This window comes from Streptomyces sp. NBC_00354 (assembly GCF_036106915.1).
Classification (GTDB): Bacteria; Actinomycetota; Actinomycetes; order Streptomycetales; family Streptomycetaceae; genus Streptomyces.
The window spans coordinates 573,566-590,382 of the sequence record NZ_CP107983.1 but is presented as its reverse complement, the minus strand read 5'-3'; the positions used below and the strand labels follow the sequence as shown (position 1 = coordinate 590,382).

At 72.3% G+C, this 16,817-nt stretch carries 17 protein-coding genes; 10 read left to right on the top strand and 7 right to left on the bottom strand.

Annotation, left to right across the window (positions count from 1 at the left end):
* The first annotated feature begins 195 nt into the window (after positions 1-195).
* Positions 196-975, top strand: a complete 780-nt coding sequence (locus OHT74_RS02905; protein ID WP_266672439.1) for a response regulator transcription factor — start codon at positions 196-198, stop codon at positions 973-975.
* Positions 968-2,083 (top strand): sensor histidine kinase, encoded by a 1,116-nt coding sequence (locus OHT74_RS02900; protein ID WP_328619197.1) that lies wholly within the window; start codon positions 968-970, stop codon positions 2,081-2,083. The genes OHT74_RS02905 and OHT74_RS02900 overlap by 8 nt, the downstream gene beginning before the upstream one ends.
* A 28-nt stretch (positions 2,084-2,111) precedes the next feature.
* Here the strand turns inward: OHT74_RS02900 and OHT74_RS02895 are convergent, their stop codons facing one another.
* Positions 2,112-3,119 (bottom strand): NAD-dependent epimerase/dehydratase family protein, encoded by a 1,008-nt coding sequence (locus tag OHT74_RS02895; RefSeq protein ID WP_266660302.1) that lies wholly within the window; start codon positions 3,117-3,119, stop codon positions 2,112-2,114.
* Between the two features lie 137 nt (positions 3,120-3,256).
* Between OHT74_RS02895 and OHT74_RS02890 the strand changes: the two genes are divergently transcribed.
* Entirely contained in the window at positions 3,257-3,829 is a 573-nt protein-coding gene (locus OHT74_RS02890; protein ID WP_328619196.1) for a MepB family protein, read from the top strand.
* 9 nt (positions 3,830-3,838) lie between these two features.
* Here the strand turns inward: OHT74_RS02890 and OHT74_RS02885 are convergent, their stop codons facing one another.
* From OHT74_RS02885 to OHT74_RS02875, 3 genes are all read right to left on the bottom strand, one after another.
* Positions 3,839-4,942: a mechanosensitive ion channel family protein gene (locus OHT74_RS02885; RefSeq protein WP_328619195.1), complete on the bottom strand. Its 1,104-nt coding sequence runs from the start codon at positions 4,940-4,942 to the stop codon at positions 3,839-3,841.
* Between the two features lie 219 nt (positions 4,943-5,161).
* Positions 5,162-7,984: a glycosyl hydrolase 2 galactose-binding domain-containing protein gene (locus OHT74_RS02880; protein WP_443047258.1), complete on the bottom strand. Its 2,823-nt coding sequence runs from the start codon at positions 7,982-7,984 to the stop codon at positions 5,162-5,164.
* A 182-nt stretch (positions 7,985-8,166) separates the two neighbouring features.
* Positions 8,167-8,949 carry a class I SAM-dependent methyltransferase gene (locus OHT74_RS02875; RefSeq protein WP_328619193.1) on the bottom strand — a complete coding sequence of 261 codons (783 nt, stop codon included), beginning with the start codon at positions 8,947-8,949 and terminating at the stop codon, positions 8,167-8,169.
* Between the two features lie 245 nt (positions 8,950-9,194).
* Between OHT74_RS02875 and OHT74_RS02870 the strand changes: the two genes are divergently transcribed.
* From OHT74_RS02870 to OHT74_RS02855, 4 genes are all read left to right on the top strand, one after another.
* Positions 9,195-10,364, top strand: a complete 1,170-nt coding sequence (locus OHT74_RS02870) for an aminotransferase class V-fold PLP-dependent enzyme (protein WP_328619192.1) — start codon at positions 9,195-9,197, stop codon at positions 10,362-10,364.
* Between the two features lie 147 nt (positions 10,365-10,511).
* Positions 10,512-10,931, top strand: a complete 420-nt coding sequence (locus tag OHT74_RS02865) for an Ig domain-containing protein (protein ID WP_266999092.1) — start codon at positions 10,512-10,514, stop codon at positions 10,929-10,931.
* Between the two features lie 189 nt (positions 10,932-11,120).
* The gene (locus OHT74_RS02860) at positions 11,121-11,702 is read left to right on the top strand and encodes a hypothetical protein (RefSeq protein WP_328619191.1); all 582 of its coding nucleotides are present in this window, start codon (positions 11,121-11,123) and stop codon (positions 11,700-11,702) included.
* Positions 11,703-11,873: 171 nt separating this feature from the next.
* A complete protein-coding gene (locus OHT74_RS02855) occupies positions 11,874-13,295 on the top strand; it encodes an NADP-dependent succinic semialdehyde dehydrogenase (protein ID WP_266660286.1) in 1,422 nt (473 codons plus the stop codon).
* A gap of 77 nt (positions 13,296-13,372) precedes the next feature.
* Here the strand turns inward: OHT74_RS02855 and OHT74_RS02850 are convergent, their stop codons facing one another.
* From OHT74_RS02850 to OHT74_RS02840, 3 genes are all read right to left on the bottom strand, one after another.
* Positions 13,373-13,726, bottom strand: a complete 354-nt coding sequence (locus OHT74_RS02850) for a PRC-barrel domain containing protein (RefSeq protein ID WP_328619190.1) — start codon at positions 13,724-13,726, stop codon at positions 13,373-13,375.
* 118 nt (positions 13,727-13,844) lie between these two features.
* Entirely contained in the window at positions 13,845-14,249 is a 405-nt protein-coding gene (locus tag OHT74_RS02845; RefSeq protein ID WP_328619189.1) for a hypothetical protein, read from the bottom strand.
* Positions 14,250-14,318: 69 nt separating this feature from the next.
* Entirely contained in the window at positions 14,319-14,660 is a 342-nt protein-coding gene (locus OHT74_RS02840; protein WP_328619188.1) for an STAS domain-containing protein, read from the bottom strand.
* A gap of 262 nt (positions 14,661-14,922) precedes the next feature.
* On the opposite strand from OHT74_RS02840, the gene OHT74_RS02835 reads away from it, so the two are divergent.
* The 3 genes from OHT74_RS02835 to OHT74_RS02825 all read left to right on the top strand — a co-directional run bounded on the left by OHT74_RS02835 (position 14,923) and on the right by OHT74_RS02825 (position 16,816).
* Positions 14,923-15,237, top strand: coding sequence for a helix-turn-helix transcriptional regulator (locus tag OHT74_RS02835; protein WP_266660274.1), 315 nt, complete (start codon positions 14,923-14,925; stop codon positions 15,235-15,237).
* 151 nt (positions 15,238-15,388) lie between these two features.
* Positions 15,389-15,664: an isoamylase early set domain-containing protein gene (locus OHT74_RS02830; protein WP_266672437.1), complete on the top strand. Its 276-nt coding sequence runs from the start codon at positions 15,389-15,391 to the stop codon at positions 15,662-15,664.
* Positions 15,665-15,826: 162 nt separating this feature from the next.
* Positions 15,827-16,816 carry a hypothetical protein gene (locus OHT74_RS02825; protein ID WP_328619187.1) on the top strand — a complete coding sequence of 330 codons (990 nt, stop codon included), beginning with the start codon at positions 15,827-15,829 and terminating at the stop codon, positions 16,814-16,816.
* Position 16,817: the final 1 nt, after the last annotated feature.

Below are 16,817 nucleotides of genomic sequence, written 5' to 3'. Positions count from 1 at the left end.
GTAGGAAGCGGACGCGGACGAAAGGGGCTTTGAGTCCTTACGAAACGCGGACGCCGTGCGCGATCGGCGGAGGTCGCATTCCACGCGGCCCGGGGCGGATGTCAGGCTGGGGCCATGGCAGTCAGCAATGCGCAGAGTACGGACGAGGGCCCGGAAGCCGTCGGCCCCGGCGGGGCGGGTACCCCGGAGCGGTCCATGGGCAGCGTCCTGGTCGTGGAGGACGACCCGACCGTTTCGGAGGTCGTGGCCGGATACCTCGACCGGGCCGGCTTCGCCGTGCGCCGGGCCGCCGACGGACCGGCCGCCCTCCGCGCCGCCGAGGAGCAGCGCCCGGACCTGGTGGTCCTCGACCTCATGCTCCCGGGCATGGACGGGCTGGAGGTCTGCCGGCGGCTGCGGGCGCGCGAGCGCGGCGCCGACCCGCGCGGCGGTCAGGGCGGCACCCCGCGCCTCCCGCCCGTCCCGGTCATCATGCTCACCGCACGCGGCGACGAGGACGACCGGATCCTGGGCCTGGAAGTCGGCGCGGACGACTACGTGACCAAGCCCTTCAGCCCGCGCGAGCTCGTTCTGCGCGTGCAGTCGGTGCTGCGCCGGGCCGTCCCCGCCCCGCCGGCCGCCGGCCCCCGGCTCACCGCGGCGGGCCTGAGCCTGGACCCGGCGGCCCGCCGGGTGAGCAAGGACGGCCAGGAGCTCGCCCTCACGCTGCGGGAGTTCGACCTCCTCGCCCACTTCCTGCGCCACCCCGGGCAGGTCTGCGACCGGGAGCGGCTCATGCGCGAGGTCTGGGGCTGGGACTTCGGAGACCTGTCCACCGTCACCGTCCACGTCCGCAGGCTCCGCGGAAAGATCGAGGACGATCCGGCGAGCCCCCGGCTGATCCAGACCGTCTGGGGGGCCGGCTACCGCTTCGACGCCCACCCCGCCCCGGCGGCCCCCGCGACGGACCCCCGGACGGAGAACGGACATGCGTGACCAGGACCTGCTGCTGATCGCCCTGTACGCGCTCCTCGGCGCGGGCGGCGCCGGCGCGCTGGGGGCCGTCGCCCTGCGGACCCTGCGGCGGCGCAGCATCGCCGTCTCCCTCGCCGTCGTGACCGCCGTCGCCGTGTCCGCGATGCTCGCCGGAACGCTGACGGTGGCCTGGGCGATGTTCCTCTCCACCCACGACCTGACCGTGATGACCACGGTCGTCGCGGTGGCGGCCGCCGTCTCCCTGGGCACCGCCCTGCTGCTGGGCCGGCAGGTCGTACTGCGCTGCCGCGAACTCGTCGCCGCCGCGCGGGTCTTCGGCGAGGAGGGTACGTTCACCACGCCCACCGTGCCCGCCCCCGCCGAACTCACCGCGCTCAGCCGCGAACTGGCCCTGACCAGCGAGCGCCTGGATGAGTCCCGGGAGCGCGAGCGGGCCCTGGAAACCTCACGCCGTGAACTGGTCGCCTGGATCTCGCACGATCTGCGCACCCCGCTGGCCGGTCTGCGCGCCATGTCGGAGGCGCTGGAGGACGGCATGGCCGCCGACCCCGCGCGCTACCACCGGCAGATGCGCACCGAGGTCGACCGCCTCAACTCCATGGTCGGCGACCTCTTCGAGCTCTCCCGCATCCACGCGGGCGCCCTGAGTCTCAGCCCCACCCGGATGTCCCTCTACGACCTGGTGGGCGACGCTCTGGCCGGAACCGACGCCCTCGCCCGCGAGCACGGCGTACGGCTGGTCGGCGACGGCATCGCACCGCTCCCGGTGGAGGTGGACGGCAAGGAGATGACCCGCGTCCTGTCGAACCTGCTGGTCAACGCCATCCGCCACACCCCGGCCGACGGTACGGTCGCGATCGCGGCCGAATCCCGTGAGGGAGCGGTGGTGCTGTCGGTCACCGACGCCTGCGGCGGCATTCCCGAGGAGGACCTCACGCGCGTGTTCGACACCGGCTGGCGCGGCACGCAGGCCCGCACGCCTCCGGGAGGTGCGGGCCTGGGCCTGGCGATCGTCCGGGGCATCGTGGAGGCCCATGACGGGCACGCTCACGTCCGCAACGTCTCCGGCGGCTGCCGTTTCGAACTGACCCTCCCGGCACCCGCCTAAGGGCGGGCCGGGAGCCCGGCGGGGCGGTTCAGTGCGTGTCAGCACCGGCCGCCAGCTCCGCCATCCCGGCGGCGAACGGCACCACCGGACGCCAGCCCAGTTCCCGGCGCAGGCGCGCCGAGTCGGCGGTGATGTGCCGGACGTCGCCCAGCCGGTACTCGCCGGTGACGACCGGGTCCGGGCCCCCGCATGCGGAGGCCAGCGCCTTGGCCATGTCCCCGACGGTCCGCGGATCGCCGCTGCCGACGTTGTACGCGGCGAAGCCGTCCGTCGCGGCCCCCGGGGACTCCAGTGACTCCAGGGCCACCGCGTTGGCCACCGCCACGTCCCGCACATGGACGAAGTCCCGCCGCTGGCCGCCGTCCTCGAAGACGCGCGGCGCCTCTCCCCTGGCCAGCGCCGAACGGAACAGCGCGGCGACCCCCGCGTACGGGGTGTCGCGGGGCATCCCCGGCCCGTAGACGTTGTGGTAGCGCAGCGAGATCCCGCGCCCGCCGGTGGCCCGCGCCCAGGAGGCCACGAGGTGCTCCTGGGCCAGCTTGGTGGTGGCGTAGACGTTCCGCGGATCCATCGGCGCATCCTCCCCGACCAGGCCGGGCGCCAGGTCGGCGCCGCAGGCCGGGCACCGCGGCTCGAACCGGCCGGCCGCCAGATCGGCCTCGGCGCGCGGCCCGGGCCGGACCACGCCGTGGGCGGTGCACTCGTACCGCCCCTCGCCGTAGACGACCATCGACCCGGCGAGCAGCAGCCGGCGCACCCCCGCCTCGGCCATCCGGGCCAGCAGTACCGCCGTACCGAGATCGTTGGCCGACACATAGCCGGGTGCGTCCCCGAAATCCTTGCCGAGGCCGACCTTCGCCGCCTGGTGGCAGACCGCGTCGACGCCGGCCAGGGCCTCCCGCACCTGGCCGGGATCCCGTACGTCCCTCCCGTCCTCCGCCAGGTCGAACACCACCGGGTCGTGCCCCCGGCCGGCCAGTTCGGAGACGATGTGCGAGCCGATGAAGCCCGCTCCTCCAGTCACAAGTACGCGCATGATCCGACGCTATGCCGCCCCACGGCCCGGGAGGCACTCACCCGGCCGGACGTCATGGATCCGTAAGAACGAACCCGGACCCGACCGTCGCCCGTCCAAATGTTCGAATGTCCGGGGATCCGTGACAAGGTGGTCGGGTGACGAAACACCGCGAGAGCCCTGTCCCTCACCACCCCCGTACCGGATCCGAACCGTGGTCGGACACGGTCGGGGTCCCCGGCGACCTCCTCGCGGCGAAGGCGCGCGTCTACGACCCCTGCGGATTCGCCTGCTCGCAGCCGGTGCCCGAGGCCGAGAGTGCCGAATACGCTGCGCATGCGTTCACCCTCGACGGCCGCCGTGTCCGGTTCCGTGCAGCCAAGACGACGCCCACCAAGGTCGGCCAGTTCGTCACCGTGTGGAAGAGGTCCGCGCGCGGGCCCATCGAGCCTTTCGACGCCGCGGATCCCGTCGACCTCTTCGTCATCGGCAGCCGCGACGACGACGGCTTCGGCCAGTTCGTCTTCCCGATGGACGCGCTGCGCCGGAACGGCGTCGTATCGGTGGACGGTTCCGGCGGCAAGCGCGGCTTCCGCGTCTACCCGCCGTGGGTGACCACCGCCAACCGCCAGGCCGGGCGGGCGCAGGCGTGGCAGGTGGAGCACTTCCTCCACCTGCCACAGGACGGCCCCGTCGACCCGGCCCGCGCCGAGGAGCTGTACCACCCGTAGGAGCGCGGTTCAGCCGGTGGTGGCCGGCGAACGCGTCGGAGCCTCGCGCTGGTGCGGGACCGGGGGATGCGTCGGCGCCTGGAGGTCGTCCCGGTGGAGTGCGACCGTCCGGGTGGGAGCCGGGATCGAGATGCCCTCCGCCCGGAACCGCTGGTGCAGGCGCTTGATGAACTCGTGCTTGATCCGGTACTGGTCGCTGAACTCGCCGACACCCAGGATCACCGTGAAGTTGATCCTGGAGTCCGCGAACGTGTGGAACCGGACGGCCCCTTCGTGGTCGGGGACCGCGCCGTTGATGTCGGCCATCACGCCGTCGACCACCTCGAGGGTCACCCGCTCGACCTGCTCCAGATCGCTCTCGTAGCCCACACCCACCTGGACCGGGATCGACAACTGCTGCTCGGGCTGGGTGAAGTTGGTCATGTTCGTCCGCGCGAGACGCCCGTTGGGGATGATCACCAGGTTGTTCGACAGGTTGCGGACCACGGTGTTGCGCCAGTTGATGTCGACGACGTACCCCTCCTCACCACTGCTGAGGCGGATGTAGTCACCGGGCTGCACGGTCTTCGAGGCGAGGATGTGGACGCCCGCGAAGAGGTTGGCGAGCGTGTCCTGCAACGCCAGGGCCACCGCCAGACCGCCTACGCCGAGGGCCGTGACCAGCGGTGCGATGGACACGCCCATGGTTTCGAGCGCGACGAGCACACCCATCACGAGCACCACGATCCGCGTGATGTTCACGAAGATGGTCGCCGATCCGGCCACTCCGGTCCGGGCCCCCGCCACCGACTGGACGAGCCCGGAGATCACCCGGGCCGCACTGAGCGTGGCGATGAGGATGATCAGAGCGGTCAGGGACTGGTTCACGAACCCCAGGACCCGTGCGTGAAGCGGCAGGGTCGAGGCGGCCACGGCGGCGCCGGCGATGACCGCCGCCCAGGGTGCGAGCGTGCGCAGCGCGTCGACGATGATGTCGTCCCCGCTCCACCGCGTCCGCTCGGCGTGCCGCCCCAGCCAGCGCATCAGGGCGCGCAGCAGCAGCCCGGCCAGGGCGCCCGCGGCGATCGCGATTCCGGCCACCAGCCAGTCGTGCAGGACGAGTTCCCGGTTCAACGGACGCCCTCCGCTTCGCGCCGGACCGGCGGAGCGGCGACGGGCGCTGCGGGTCGTCGTATGAGGTGTGTCGTCACCTTGTCACCTGTCAGTTTGTCGTGCATGGAGCCTCGTTCGGGCGCATGTACGCATTCCGGAACGGGCTGCCATCCTGCCCCATGGGGCAGGGGGCCACTGCAGGCGGGCCGGTGTCCGCCGCCCCGGCCCGGGCCGGCCGGTCTACCGGCGCCCGGCGGCCGGGACCGTGGCCGTCGGTGTGTTCCAGCCCGAGACCCTGATCCGGGGCGCGGACCCGTGCAGATCGGCGGTGCGGTACGTCGCCGTCAGGGTCGCCGACTCACCGGGCCACAGGCTGATCTGATTGTCGGACCACTGGACGGGCAGGACGGGGACGTCCTTGCCGTCCACCAGATGGAGGTCGGTGAGCAGGGCCGGCGTGTTCCCGGTGCCGGTGTTGCGTACCGTGACGGTGGTCGTGGAGGTCGCCGGGGCATCGGTGCCCACGGCCGTCGTCGCCGTCGCGGACACGGAGGCCTGCGCCATGGACCGCAGCCCGGTGAGGTCGGCGTAGGCGGTGGTCGGGGTGTGGTACCAGTCGCTCTCGTCGTAGTCGGAGACATCCCGGCGCGTGGAGAGCCAGTACACGTTGCGGCTCACCTCGCGGCCGGCGGCGTCAGTCAGGATCAGCCGTGCGAGATGGGTGGTGGACAGCCCCTCCACCGAGGCCGGAAGGGTCAGCGCGGTGGCCTTCGCGCCGTCCCCGCCGACGCCGAGACCGGTCACGGTCCGGTCGTACTTCTGTGTCCCGTCCGTGTTGAAGAGGGAGACCCGCGCGGTCAGCCCCGACACCGCCGCCGGGCGACGGTTGACGACGGCCACAGTGCGGTCGTCGTAGGAGTACTGGATGTGCAGCGGCTCGTTCGCCTTCTTCGCGCCGAAGTAGGCGCCGCCCTGGTCGAGGAAGCGGTCCACGAGCTGCCAGTGCAGCGAGGTCCAGCCGCTGTTGAACATCCAGTAGATCACCCCCGTCGAGGGCTTCGAGGCGTCGGTGGCATTGCGCGCGTACGCCTCGAACTGCGCGCGGACGTTCTCGTACTGGGCGAGCTGCGCCTTGGCGACGTAGTCCTCGAGGCTGCGCGGGGCGCCGTACCGGGCGGCCAGCGCATCGTCGTACAGCTTGAGCGTGGCGTAGGTACGGGAGGGGGAGCGGTGGTACTGCGGCGCGGCCGGGTCCTTCCAGAGGGCGGTCAGCTCCGCGGGGGACATCATGCGGCGCAGGGTGTCGAGGGTGGGGACATCGGGGCCGGCGCTGGTCTCGGAGTTGAAGCCGGTGGCTCCGCCCTCCCGTTTGTCGTACCAGTAGCCGGGCGGCACCCAGTCGTACGGGCCGGGCATCCGCATCCCCGAAGGGCCGCTCAGAGGTGCCGACTTGGCGGAGGCGGCGGGGATCACCGGGGTGGGCCAGTCGGCGGCCTTCAGCGCCTCGAGGTAGCCCTTCTCGATCTCCTCGTCCGGGGCGAAATCGCTGCCGATGAGGAAGGAGATGACGCTGGGGTGATCGCGCAGGCGCGCGGCCTCGGCCGCCATGGAGGCTTTGGCGACCGGGTAGTCGGCCGTGGTCCAGCTCTCTCCGGCCTCGGTCCCGTTGACCTCGCCCTCCCACTTGGTACAGCACTGCCAGCCCGGCAGGGTGAGGATCCCGTACCGGTCGGCGAGGTCGAAGAACTCGTCCGGTTCGAGGTGCCCTTCCAGGCGCAGGGTGTTGAGGCCGAGGTCGCGTGCGTACGCCAGCCGGTCCTCGGTGTAGGTCGGGTCCCAGCGGAGCAGCTGGTCGGGGGACCAGCCGGCGCCCCGGACGAGCAGGGGCCGGCCGTTGACGGAGTACTGGCGGGCGCCGTCCTGGTTGAGCGGGGCCTGTACGTTGCGGATGCCGAATCCGTGGCGGGAGCGGTCGGACACGGCTCCGGACTCGGCCCCGGACCGGGCTCCGGCACCTGGGACCGGCACCGTCACCGTCAGGTCGAGGACGTACAGCTCCTGCGCGCCCATCCCGGCTGGCCACCACACGCGCGGCGCGTCGAGGTGCAGCCCCGGCGTGTCGGCAGGGGCGAAGGCCACCGTCTTCGTCTCGCGGGCGCGCAGGGGCACGTCCCGGCGGAAGGCGATGCCGGTGCTGGTGGGGCCGGTGGGATCAGTGGCGCCGATGGTGCCGGAGAGGGTGGCGGTGACGGCTTCGGCCGAGTCGTTGCGTACCTGCGCCTTGACGGTCAGGTCCGCGGCGGCGAGGGACGGCAGGGCCAGGCTGGTGACCACGTGCGCATCGCGCAGGGCGACGGGGCCGCCGCGCCGTACCAGCACGTCGCGGACGATGCCCATGTTCTCGTCCGGGGGCGGCTGCAACCAGTCGAGCCAGCCCATGGTGAGGTTCTTGCGGGGGTTGTTGGGCTTGATCCGGAAGGCCACCGCATTGGCGCCGGCCCGCACCAGACCGGTGACGTCGAGCTCGTGACGGGTGTACGCGCCGGCGACCGCGGACGCGGTGGCGACCTGTTTGCCGTTGACGAACACGTCCGCTGCGGAGACCACCCCGCTGAAGTCCAGGTACGTGCGCGAGGAGGTGTCCTCGACGGTGAACTCGGCGCGGAACCACCATGGCACGGTGAAATCGGCGGCCGGGATGCGCTGCTGGTCGGTGGAGTAGAAGGGGTCGGGGTGCTTGCCGTCCGCGACCAGGGCCGCGAGCACGGTGGAACGCGGCCCGGCCGGGTACCAGCCCGTCGTCCGGTAGCCCGGGGCCGAGACGGCGGCCGCCGCGTCGGAGACCTCCGCCGTCGACCGGATGGCGTACCCGGACAGGGGCGTGGCGCTTCCCGGCGCCGCGGGGACGGCGGTCACGGCCCGTACGTGCGCTGCCCGAGGGAAAGGAGCCGCAGCCGGAGCACCTGCGATGAGCGCACCCAACAGGCCGAGTACGGCCAGGGCTGCTGATTCCCACCGAACAAACGGGACAACCCGAAAGACACGCACAGGAGAGGGGAACACGGTGGTCTCCGGGGAGGCTGGCCGGGAATCCGCGTCATACGCGCTGGAGGAGCGGCCCTCAACCTAACGGAACCGACGTGCCGGATCGCTGAACGCGCCGCACGCGTCCGGACCAATCACGGGTGTGGGTGGTTCCGGTCTACCGGGTGACGACGTACGTCCCCGTACCGCTGACAACGCCCTCAGGCCGCGAGGGCCGAGGTGATCACCAGCGGCGGTTCGGCCCGCTCCGCGGCCCACGCGTACCGCTGTACGAGAGCCGGGTCGGCGATGGCCAGGGCCTTGTCCACGGTCGGCCGGTGCTGGGCGGCATCACGGAAGCGGGCGCGTTCCAGCAGGGCCGGCAGCAGGTCCACGGGCCAGGCGTGATTGCGTACCTCCTGCCAGGAACCGTCGGTGCGCCGCAGCCGTAGCGGCATCTCCTCGCCCGGCAGGTACGCGGCCCCCGCCGTGCCCACGCGCAGCGAGGCGTACTCCAACCCCGTACAGGCGGGGTCGGTGGTCAGCAGCACGAGCGGTGCCCCGGGCCGCAGCAGGCGGCGGATCTCGGCGAGCACCGCGAGCACGGCCTCCTCGGTCGGCAGCGAGGCCAGGACGTGATTGCACATCACGGCGTCCGCGCACCCGTCGGACAGGCCGGTCACGCGACCGTCCCTGACCAGGTGGAACTCCGCCACCTCCGTCGCCGTGCTCCGGGCCAGCGCCAGCATCTCGGCGGACGTGTCCACCCCCAGCACCCGTGCGCCCAGCACGCGCGCCGCCTGGTCGGCCACCCGTCCGGGCCCGCAGCCGTAGTCCACGAGCACCCCTTCCTCGCCGATCCGGTGGCGGGCCAGGGCCTCGAAGACGAACGGATAGCCGAGCAGCCAGTCCGTGGCCGCCTCCACCGCCGCGAACGCCTCTGCCCCGGCAGACCCGGACCAGGCGCCGCCCTCTTGCATGTGTCCCTCTGACCCGTTGCTCACAGCTCCCCACTATCGGCCCGGCGGGCCGGGCGACGGCAGCGGCGCGCCCGTCCCGTACGCGGCGCAGGGTCGCGGGACCGGAACTGTCGGCCGATCCGCCGCGGCCGCCACGACGGGTCGGCCAAGTGGGGCGAGTGCGCCCTTCCGCCGGGGCGGCTGATGTTTCCGGCCCCCGAGGCCGGGCAGTGTGGTGGACTCCGGCCCAGGCCCGGCTCTGCGGAGCCGGACGTCTCGAAAGGCATGACATGACCTCGCCTGTCGGCAGCGAGCTGCTCCCCAACGCCCGTGAGCTGTTCGACATCCCCGACGGCATCGCCTACTTCAACACCGCGAGCCTGGCACCGACCCTGCGCACCGGCCTCGTCGCAGGGGAGGGCGCCCTCCTCAAGCGCGCCCAGCCGTGGCGGATCCAGAGCGCCGACTGGTTCACCGCGGCCGAGGAGCGCAGAGCGCTGTTCGCGGAGCTCATCGGGACAGCCGCAGACGACATCGCCCTCGTACCGGCGACCAGCTACGGGTTCGCGGTGGCCGCCGCCAACCTGACGGCGCAGGCCGGCAGCCGGGTCCTGGTCCTCGCCGGCGAGTACCCGTCAGGGATCTACACCTGGTGGCGGTTCGCCGAGCGTACGGGGGCCTCGATGCTCACCGTGGACCGGGAGCCCGGCCAAACCTGGACCGAGGCCGTCCTCGGCGCACTCGCCGCACACGACGACGGCGTGGCCGTGGTCTCGGTTCCCCGGGTGCACTGGACCGACGGCGCCTTGCTCGACCTCGACCGGATCGCCGAGGCCACCCGGGCCGCGGGCGCCGCCCTGGTCGTCGACGCCAGCCAGTCCGCCGGGGCGATCCCGATCGACATGCGCACGCTGCAGCCCGATTTCCTCGTCAGCGTCGGCTACAAGTGGCTGCTCGGCCCCTTCGGGCTCGGCTACCTGTACGTGGCTCCGGAACACCAGGAGGGGCGGCCGCTGGAGGAGAACTGGATCCTGCGCAAGGACTCCCAGGATTTCGCGCGGCTCGTCGACTACCGCACCGAGTACCAGCCCGGGGCCCGCCGCTTCGACGTGGGCGCGCGCACCGCCTTCGAAATCACCCCCATGGCCATCGCAGCCCTGGAACAGCTGTCGGCCTGGACCGTCCCCCGCATCGCCGTCACCTTGGCGGCGACCACGGCCCGTATCGCCTCGGCGGCCCGCGAGCGGGGCCTGCCCGTCCCCGCGCCGCGGGGACCGCACATGCTCGGCATCACGGTCCCCGAGGGGCTCCAGCAGCGCGTGGTGGCCGCACTGGAGGAGGCGAACGTGTTCGTCGGGGCCAGGGGCCCGGCGATCCGCATCAGCCCGCACCTCCACACCACCGGCGCCGACATCGACCAGCTGCTCACTGCGCTGGACGCCGCCCTGAACCGGCCCTGAACCCGCCTTGAACCCGCCCTGAACCGGCCATCGGTCGGCCGGAACTGCCCCCTGCGGCGTGCTAGAGGAAAACGTGTACTCGTGCGTAGGATTCCGACGTCCCATCGCACTTTGAACACAGCTTCTCCACAAGCGAGTTCGGAGGTCATGTTGAGATCGAACAAGCGTGTCCCGCGTCGATTAGCGGTCCTGGCCGTGGGCTTGGCGGCCGTCCTGGCCGTCCCCGTCGGCTCGTCGGCCGCGGTTGCCGCCGTGCAGCCCGCCACAACCGCGGTCAGCTCCGTGGCCGCAGCGCCGGTGGTGGGCTTCCCCGGCAACCAGGTCAACTACCAGTACGACAGCGTCCGGCTGCAGATGACGGCAGGCGGCGGCACGACCCCGTACGCCTGGTCGGCAGCCAGTCTGCCGCTCGGTCTGACGATCAACCCGTCGACCGGGCTGATCTCCGGCCTGCTGCGCGGCAGCGGCACCCGCACCGTGACGGTCTCCATCAAGGACGCTGCGGGCGCCACGGCCTCCACCACGTTCACCTGGCGCGTGATCCGCGACGCCTGCCCGCGTTGCTGATCCGCCGGCCCTGAGAACTCCGTCGCGGGCGGGGCGCCGGTGTACGCCGCGCCCCGCCCGCGACACCGGGGGAGCCGTCCGCCGGAAACCCTCGGGACGCTGAACTGCCGAACTGCCGAACTGCCGAAATGCCGAACGCGTGAACCATCGGTGCGGCGCAGGCGTCCCAGCGGTGAGGGGGTGGTGCTCATGCCAGGGGCCGAACCGCAGGTGTGGCGGCTCGCCGCGCTGGTGCCCGTCGCGGCGGCCGCGGCCGTGTACGCCTGGGCCCACTGGTGCTACGGCGGCGCCTCGGCGCCGTCCGGCACGGTCGCGTTGGCGGGCGGAGCGGTGCTCGTCATCGGCGGCTCGGTGGCGTACTTCGCGCTCGTGCGCGGGAGTGGCAGTCTCTTCGGGGCGCTCTTCCTGGCCCTGGGGCTGCTGCTGACCGTGACGGCCGCGGATCAGGCCGCCTCGCGGGGGGAGGTCGCCCTGTGCGTCGTACGTGACGTCCAGGCCAGGGTGCAGGGCTCCGCCGGAGAGGGCGCTCCCGCGGAGAAGACCGTGTACCGCCATGTGCTGAACTGCCCCGGCGGCTACCCCGATGAGCTCAGGGACGACCGGCGCATCGCTGCCGCGGGAGCGGAGCTCCGGGTCGCCTACGACTCCCGGCACCGGGTGTCCCCGGCCCCGGAGGGCGAGAACTCACCCTGGACGGCCGGGTTGTGGGCCGTGGCCCTGCTGGCCATGAGTACGCTGCTGGCTGCTGTCAGGCGCGGCCCGGACGCGTAGCCGGCGCAGACCGCGGCCGCGGCGGTGCGAACCGCTCGGGCAGACGTTCCGGTGGCTTCGGCGATCGAGTGAATGCGTTTCCCGGACTGACACGCCACGGCGCCGTCCCGGGCGGACCCGGCCGGCCCGGTACGGTCCGATGCGACGCATCGAGGACGAGGAGAGCCTGACGTGCCCATCGCAACCGTCAACCCCGCGAACGGCGAGACGCTCAAGACGTTCGACGAGCTGGGGGCCGAGCAGATCGAGCAGCGCCTGGCGGCCGCCGACTCGGCGTTCAGGAGCTACCGCTCGACGGAATTCGCCGAGCGCGCCCGCCTCCTCGACCGCGCGGCCGACCTGCTGGACCAGGAGCAGGACACCATCGCCCGTACGATGACGCTCGAGATGGGCAAGCCGCTCGCCGCCGCCCGGGCGGAAGCGGCCAAGTGCGCCAAGGCCATGCGCTGGTACGCGCGCAACGCCGAGGAACTGCTGGCCGACGAGCACCCCGCCCAGGCCGAGGTGGCGGACGCCGGAGCCTCCCGCGCCCGGGTCCACTACCGCCCCCTCGGCGTGGTCCTCGCCGTGATGCCTTGGAACTTCCCCCTCTGGCAGGTCGTCCGCTTCGCGGCGCCCGCCCTGATGGCGGGCAATGCGGGCCTGCTCAAGCACGCGTCGAACGTGCCGCAGACCGCGCTGTACCTGGGCGACCTCTTCCGGCGCGCCGGCTTCCCCGCCGGGGTGTTCCAGACGCTGCTGGTGTCCTCCCGCGCCGTCGAGGGCATCCTGCGCGACCCCAGGGTCGCGGCGGCGACCCTCACCGGGAGCGAGCCGGCCGGCCGGTCCGTCGCCGCGATCGCCGGTGACGAGGTGAAGAAGACCGTCCTGGAGCTGGGCGGCAGCGACCCGTTCGTGGTGATGCCGTCGGCCGACGTGGAACGGGCCGCAGCGGTCGCCGTCACGGCCCGGGTGCAGAACAACGGGCAGTCCTGCATCGCTGCCAAGCGCTTCCTCGTGCACGCCGATGTCCACGAGGAGTTCACCCGCATCTTCACGGCGCGGATGGCCGCGCTGACCGTCGGCGACCCGCTGTCGGAGTCCACGGACGTCGGTCCGCTCGCCACCGAGCAGGGCCGCGCCGACGTCGAGGCGCTGGTCGAGGACGCCGTACGCCGCGGGGCCACCGCGCTGTGCGGCGGGCAGCGGCCGAAGGGCCTGCCGGAGGACCTGTCGGGGGGCTGGTTCTACGAACCGACCGTGCTCTCCGGGATCACCCCGGAGATGCGGATCCACCGCGAGGAGGCGTTCGGCCCGGTGGCCACCGTGTACCGGGTACAGGACCTCGACGAGGCGGTGGAGCTCGCCAACGACACCCCCTTCGGCCTGAGTTCGAACGTCTGGACCCGTGACAAGGCCGAGCAGGAGCGCTTCGTACGGGACATCGAGGCCGGCGGGATCTTCTTCAACGGCATGACCGCCTCCCACCCGGCACTGCCCTTCGGCGGGGTGAAGCGCTCGGGTTACGGGCGCGAGCTGTCGGGTCACGGCATCCGCGAGTTCTGCAACGCGACGACGGTGTGGCACGCGGCCGAGCCCGGCAGCGGCTCGTAGGCGCGGTCGAGCCCGGGCTCGAGGTGGCCGGCCCGGCGGTGGATTCCCGCGGTCGACGACGACGCCGCGCCGCCGGGTCAGGCCCGGTGCGAAAAGCCCCCGTAGTAGCCGCCCAGCACGCTGTGGTAGTCCGCGTCGTCGAGGTGCTTCTCCTGGTCGAACTCCGGGGCGGACTTGATCTGGTCCTTGGTGAGGCCGACGTGGATCCTGCCCTCGTCCATGTCGATTCGGGTGACGGTGCCGGCCGGCAGCAGTACGTGCTTGCCGAAGATCCACGGGCCCGTGTCGACGACGATGTAGGAGGCGTCGACCTCGTCGGAGTGCTTGTCGACCTTGCCGATGCTGCCGTCGAGCGCCTCGACCTTGTAACCGGTCAGGTCGGTTCCGGTCAGGCGCCCGGTCGTCTCGCGGTAGATCCACACGTTGATCATCGCGATTCACTCCTTCGTCCCTGGGGCGGGGGTTCCCGGGGGCGCCTGCCCAGCCCGTTCCGGTCCACACCTGAGGGCGGCGACCGGCGCGGCCTCCTGGCCGTCCGGCGCTCACAGGTCAGGCACCACGGCCCCCGCTCAGGCGCCCCGGCACGTCCGACGCGCACAGGATCTGCCAGACCACCGCCGCGACCAGCCCCCAGAGCAGCCACACCGCACCGAAGCGGCCCGCCGACACGGCCAGGAGCAGCGTCAGCAGCAGGCAGGGCAACGCCCACAGCAGAATCCGGCGCCAGGAGGCACCGGCCACCACGGCGGCCAGGACGCCGACGCCGAAGTACCCGGCCAGGCTTCTGCACAGCAGCCAGCGCGCCCCGTCGGGGGTGTGGCCGTGCGGGTGCGTGATCGCCGATCCGAGCCCCGCGGCCAGGACCGCGATCGCGCAGGTCGTCGCGCAGTGCAGGGCCATGGTGACGCGTACGGGAAGGTCGTTCGGTCTTGCCCGGCAAGTCATCGGCCCCATGCCCGCCCTGCTGGAGACTCGCGTGGCCGGACCGGGTTCCGCCCCGACCGGGCGGTTCAGCGGCGGAGCTCAGCCCGACGGGGTGTCCGGCGGCCCGTCGAGGGAACTGACCGCCACCTCGGCCGGATACGCCCGGGGCCCGTCGCCGTTCGGGAAGTACGCGAGGGTGTCCGTCAGCGCGAGCAGGCGGGCAACGCGGGCACTCATGTTCCGGACCTTGAAGGGCCGGCCGGGATCGGCGCCTGCTCTCAGACGGGCGTGCAGCAGGACGTTCAGGCACGAGCAGTCGCAGAAGGTCACTGCAGCCAGATCGAGCACCACCCCTCCGTGATGGGCGCCCAGGGCGGACATCAGGATGTCCTGAACCTCCGCGGCACAGTCCTGATCGATTTCTCCGGCGAGGACGACCACTGCGCCGCCCGCGCCATCCGGTTCCACGTCGACGGTCGGCCGTGCTTCGTCCGTCCGTGTCGTTGCTGCGCCTTGCCGAGCTGGGATCATCTCCGACTCCCTTGGCCCAGTCGGATCGCTGTCATCTCGATCGTCCGCCGCGTCCTGTCATGCGTCAAGAATTACGGGAAAACTATTTCGCGTCTTCTCTTGCACGTCTTCTGTCTCGCGTCTTGCTTTACGCGACTTGTCTCACGCGAATGGAGCGGCGCATGATGGAGACATGGAAAGCAGCTCAGAGCGCCGCCCCACGTGGACGTTCCTGACCAACCATGCACGGGTCCTCGTCGCCATCTCACGGGACCCCGGGGTGCGGCTGCGCGATGTCGCGGCCACCTGCGGACTCACCGAGCGGACGGTCCAGGCGATCGTCGCCGACCTCGAAGCGGACGGGTACCTGACCCGCTCCCGCGACGGCAGGCGCAACCGGTACGAAATCGCCGAGGGGGCGATGTTCCGGCACCCCGCCGAGGCCGGCCACGAGGTTGCGGGCCTGCTCGCCCTGCTCGCCGAGGACGTGTCCCCGGCGAGGCGATAGCGGGTCGGGCAGCCGGATCCGGAGCGGCTTCCGGAAGGCAGGGAGCAGCCACACGAGTGGTGTGGCGGCCGTGTTGCCGGGTGTGGAACCCCGGGGGCGACACGATGGAGCGGGCTCCATGCCCGTCCGTGTCTTCGTGGGAGGCCTGTCCATGCTGGAACGCAAGCTGCGCAAGGACCGTACCGAGGTGACGTTCGTCCTGCCGGGCGACGAGCCACCCGGCCCGGTCAGCGTCGTCGGTGACTTCAACGACTGGAAGCCGGGTACGCACACGCTGACTCCGCGTGCCGACGGCTCGCGCGCCGTCACCGTCAAGCTGCCGATCAAGCAGGTGCACTCTTTCCGGTACCTGGCGGCCGGCGACTACTGGTTCGACGACGCGCACGCGGACGCCCACGACGGCACCAACGGCCGTCTCCACACCTGAGGCTCCTCTTCCCGATCGAGACTCGGGGAGACATGAACGCCTCCCGGCACCACGCGGGTGCTCGGGAGGCGGGGCCCCATGTCCGAGGGCGTCAGTCCTTGAGGGTGTCCTTGATCTTTTGTACTGATCCTGAATTACACCCGGTCGTTCGAGGAGCCGGTCATGGTCCTGCCACCCTCGATCCGCGAGAACCCGTCCGAGGGCGTCGGACGCCGTTCGCTGCTGATGGGAACGGCCGTCTGGTGCGCCGGTGCGGCAGGCTGCTCGCCGGGTACGGAAGCCTCGCCCGCCTCGCCCGCACCCTCGGCGAGTCTTCCGGCCGCGGTTCCGTGGCGGCCGGGGCCCGGCGAGATCGAACCCGCGGCCAAACTCGCCGCCGTACGGCTCGTCGAGGCGCTCGGGACCTGGCCGCCGGGCCAAGGCGGCCCGCGCAACGCGGCGCAGCGGGTCGCGGCGCTGGGCATCGCAGGGCCCCTGGCCGCCCGGCTCGCCGCCGAAGCGGGGCCGTTGACACCCCCGGCGGACCAAGCGGTCGTCCGCGTGATCGACGCGCAGTACGGGGGCCTCCTGCCGGACACCGCGAGCGTCCTGATCCCCTGCGCCCAGAGCACCCGTACCGGCGGGGTCGTCCGCGAGGGCGGAACCACCGCCGACGTCCGCCTCGACCGCACCTCCGCGGGCTGGGCCGTCACCTCTCTGCACCCCGGGCGCCCGGGGCCGGCGGCGCCGCCCGGCGCCTCGGCACGGGCGGTGCTCGCCCAGCCCCGGATCGAACTGCCGCCCGCCTCTGCCGCGGACATCCGCAGCGGGGCGGTGCACGAGAGCGTGCTGCGCGCCATGCTCCGGCTCGCCGAGACCTACCGGGTGTCGGTCAGCGTGGTCCGGTCGGGACACCCGCTCAACGTGTTCGGCACGAGCCGGCCGAGCGACCACCCGGCCGGCCGGGCCTTCGACGTCTGGGGCATCGACGGCCGTCCGATCGTCGACCCCGCGACCCCGCGCAGCCTGATCACCGTATTCATGCGCTCGGCAGCGGCCGCGGGCTCGTACAACGTCGGCGGCCCCGTGCGCGTTTCGGGCGGAGCCACGCCGAACCAGTTCTTCTCCGACGACACGCACCACGACCACGTGCACCTCGGCTTCGCCGGCTGAC

What these genes read in the sequence shown, in the direction of transcription:
- OHT74_RS02895 (WP_266660302.1), bottom strand. Translation starts at nt 3,119, where the DNA reads ATGCGCGTACTTGTGACTGGAGGAGCGGGCTTCATCGGCTCGCACATC.
- OHT74_RS02870 (WP_328619192.1), top strand. Translation starts at nt 9,195, where the DNA reads ATGACCTCGCCTGTCGGCAGCGAGCTGCTCCCCAACGCCCGTGAGCTG.
- OHT74_RS02865 (WP_266999092.1), top strand. Translation starts at nt 10,512, where the DNA reads ATGTTGAGATCGAACAAGCGTGTCCCGCGTCGATTAGCGGTCCTGGCC.
- OHT74_RS02835 (WP_266660274.1), top strand. Translation starts at nt 14,923, where the DNA reads ATGGAAAGCAGCTCAGAGCGCCGCCCCACGTGGACGTTCCTGACCAAC.
- OHT74_RS02850 (WP_328619190.1), bottom strand. Translation starts at nt 13,726, where the DNA reads ATGATCAACGTGTGGATCTACCGCGAGACGACCGGGCGCCTGACCGGA.
- OHT74_RS02860 (WP_328619191.1), top strand. Translation starts at nt 11,121, where the DNA reads ATGCCAGGGGCCGAACCGCAGGTGTGGCGGCTCGCCGCGCTGGTGCCC.
- OHT74_RS02830 (WP_266672437.1), top strand. Translation starts at nt 15,389, where the DNA reads ATGCTGGAACGCAAGCTGCGCAAGGACCGTACCGAGGTGACGTTCGTC.
- OHT74_RS02900 (WP_328619197.1), top strand. Translation starts at nt 968, where the DNA reads ATGCGTGACCAGGACCTGCTGCTGATCGCCCTGTACGCGCTCCTCGGC.
- OHT74_RS02825 (WP_328619187.1), top strand. Translation starts at nt 15,827, where the DNA reads ATGGTCCTGCCACCCTCGATCCGCGAGAACCCGTCCGAGGGCGTCGGA.
- OHT74_RS02905 (WP_266672439.1), top strand. Translation starts at nt 196, where the DNA reads ATGGGCAGCGTCCTGGTCGTGGAGGACGACCCGACCGTTTCGGAGGTC.
- OHT74_RS02845 (WP_328619189.1), bottom strand. Translation starts at nt 14,249, where the DNA reads ATGGGGCCGATGACTTGCCGGGCAAGACCGAACGACCTTCCCGTACGC.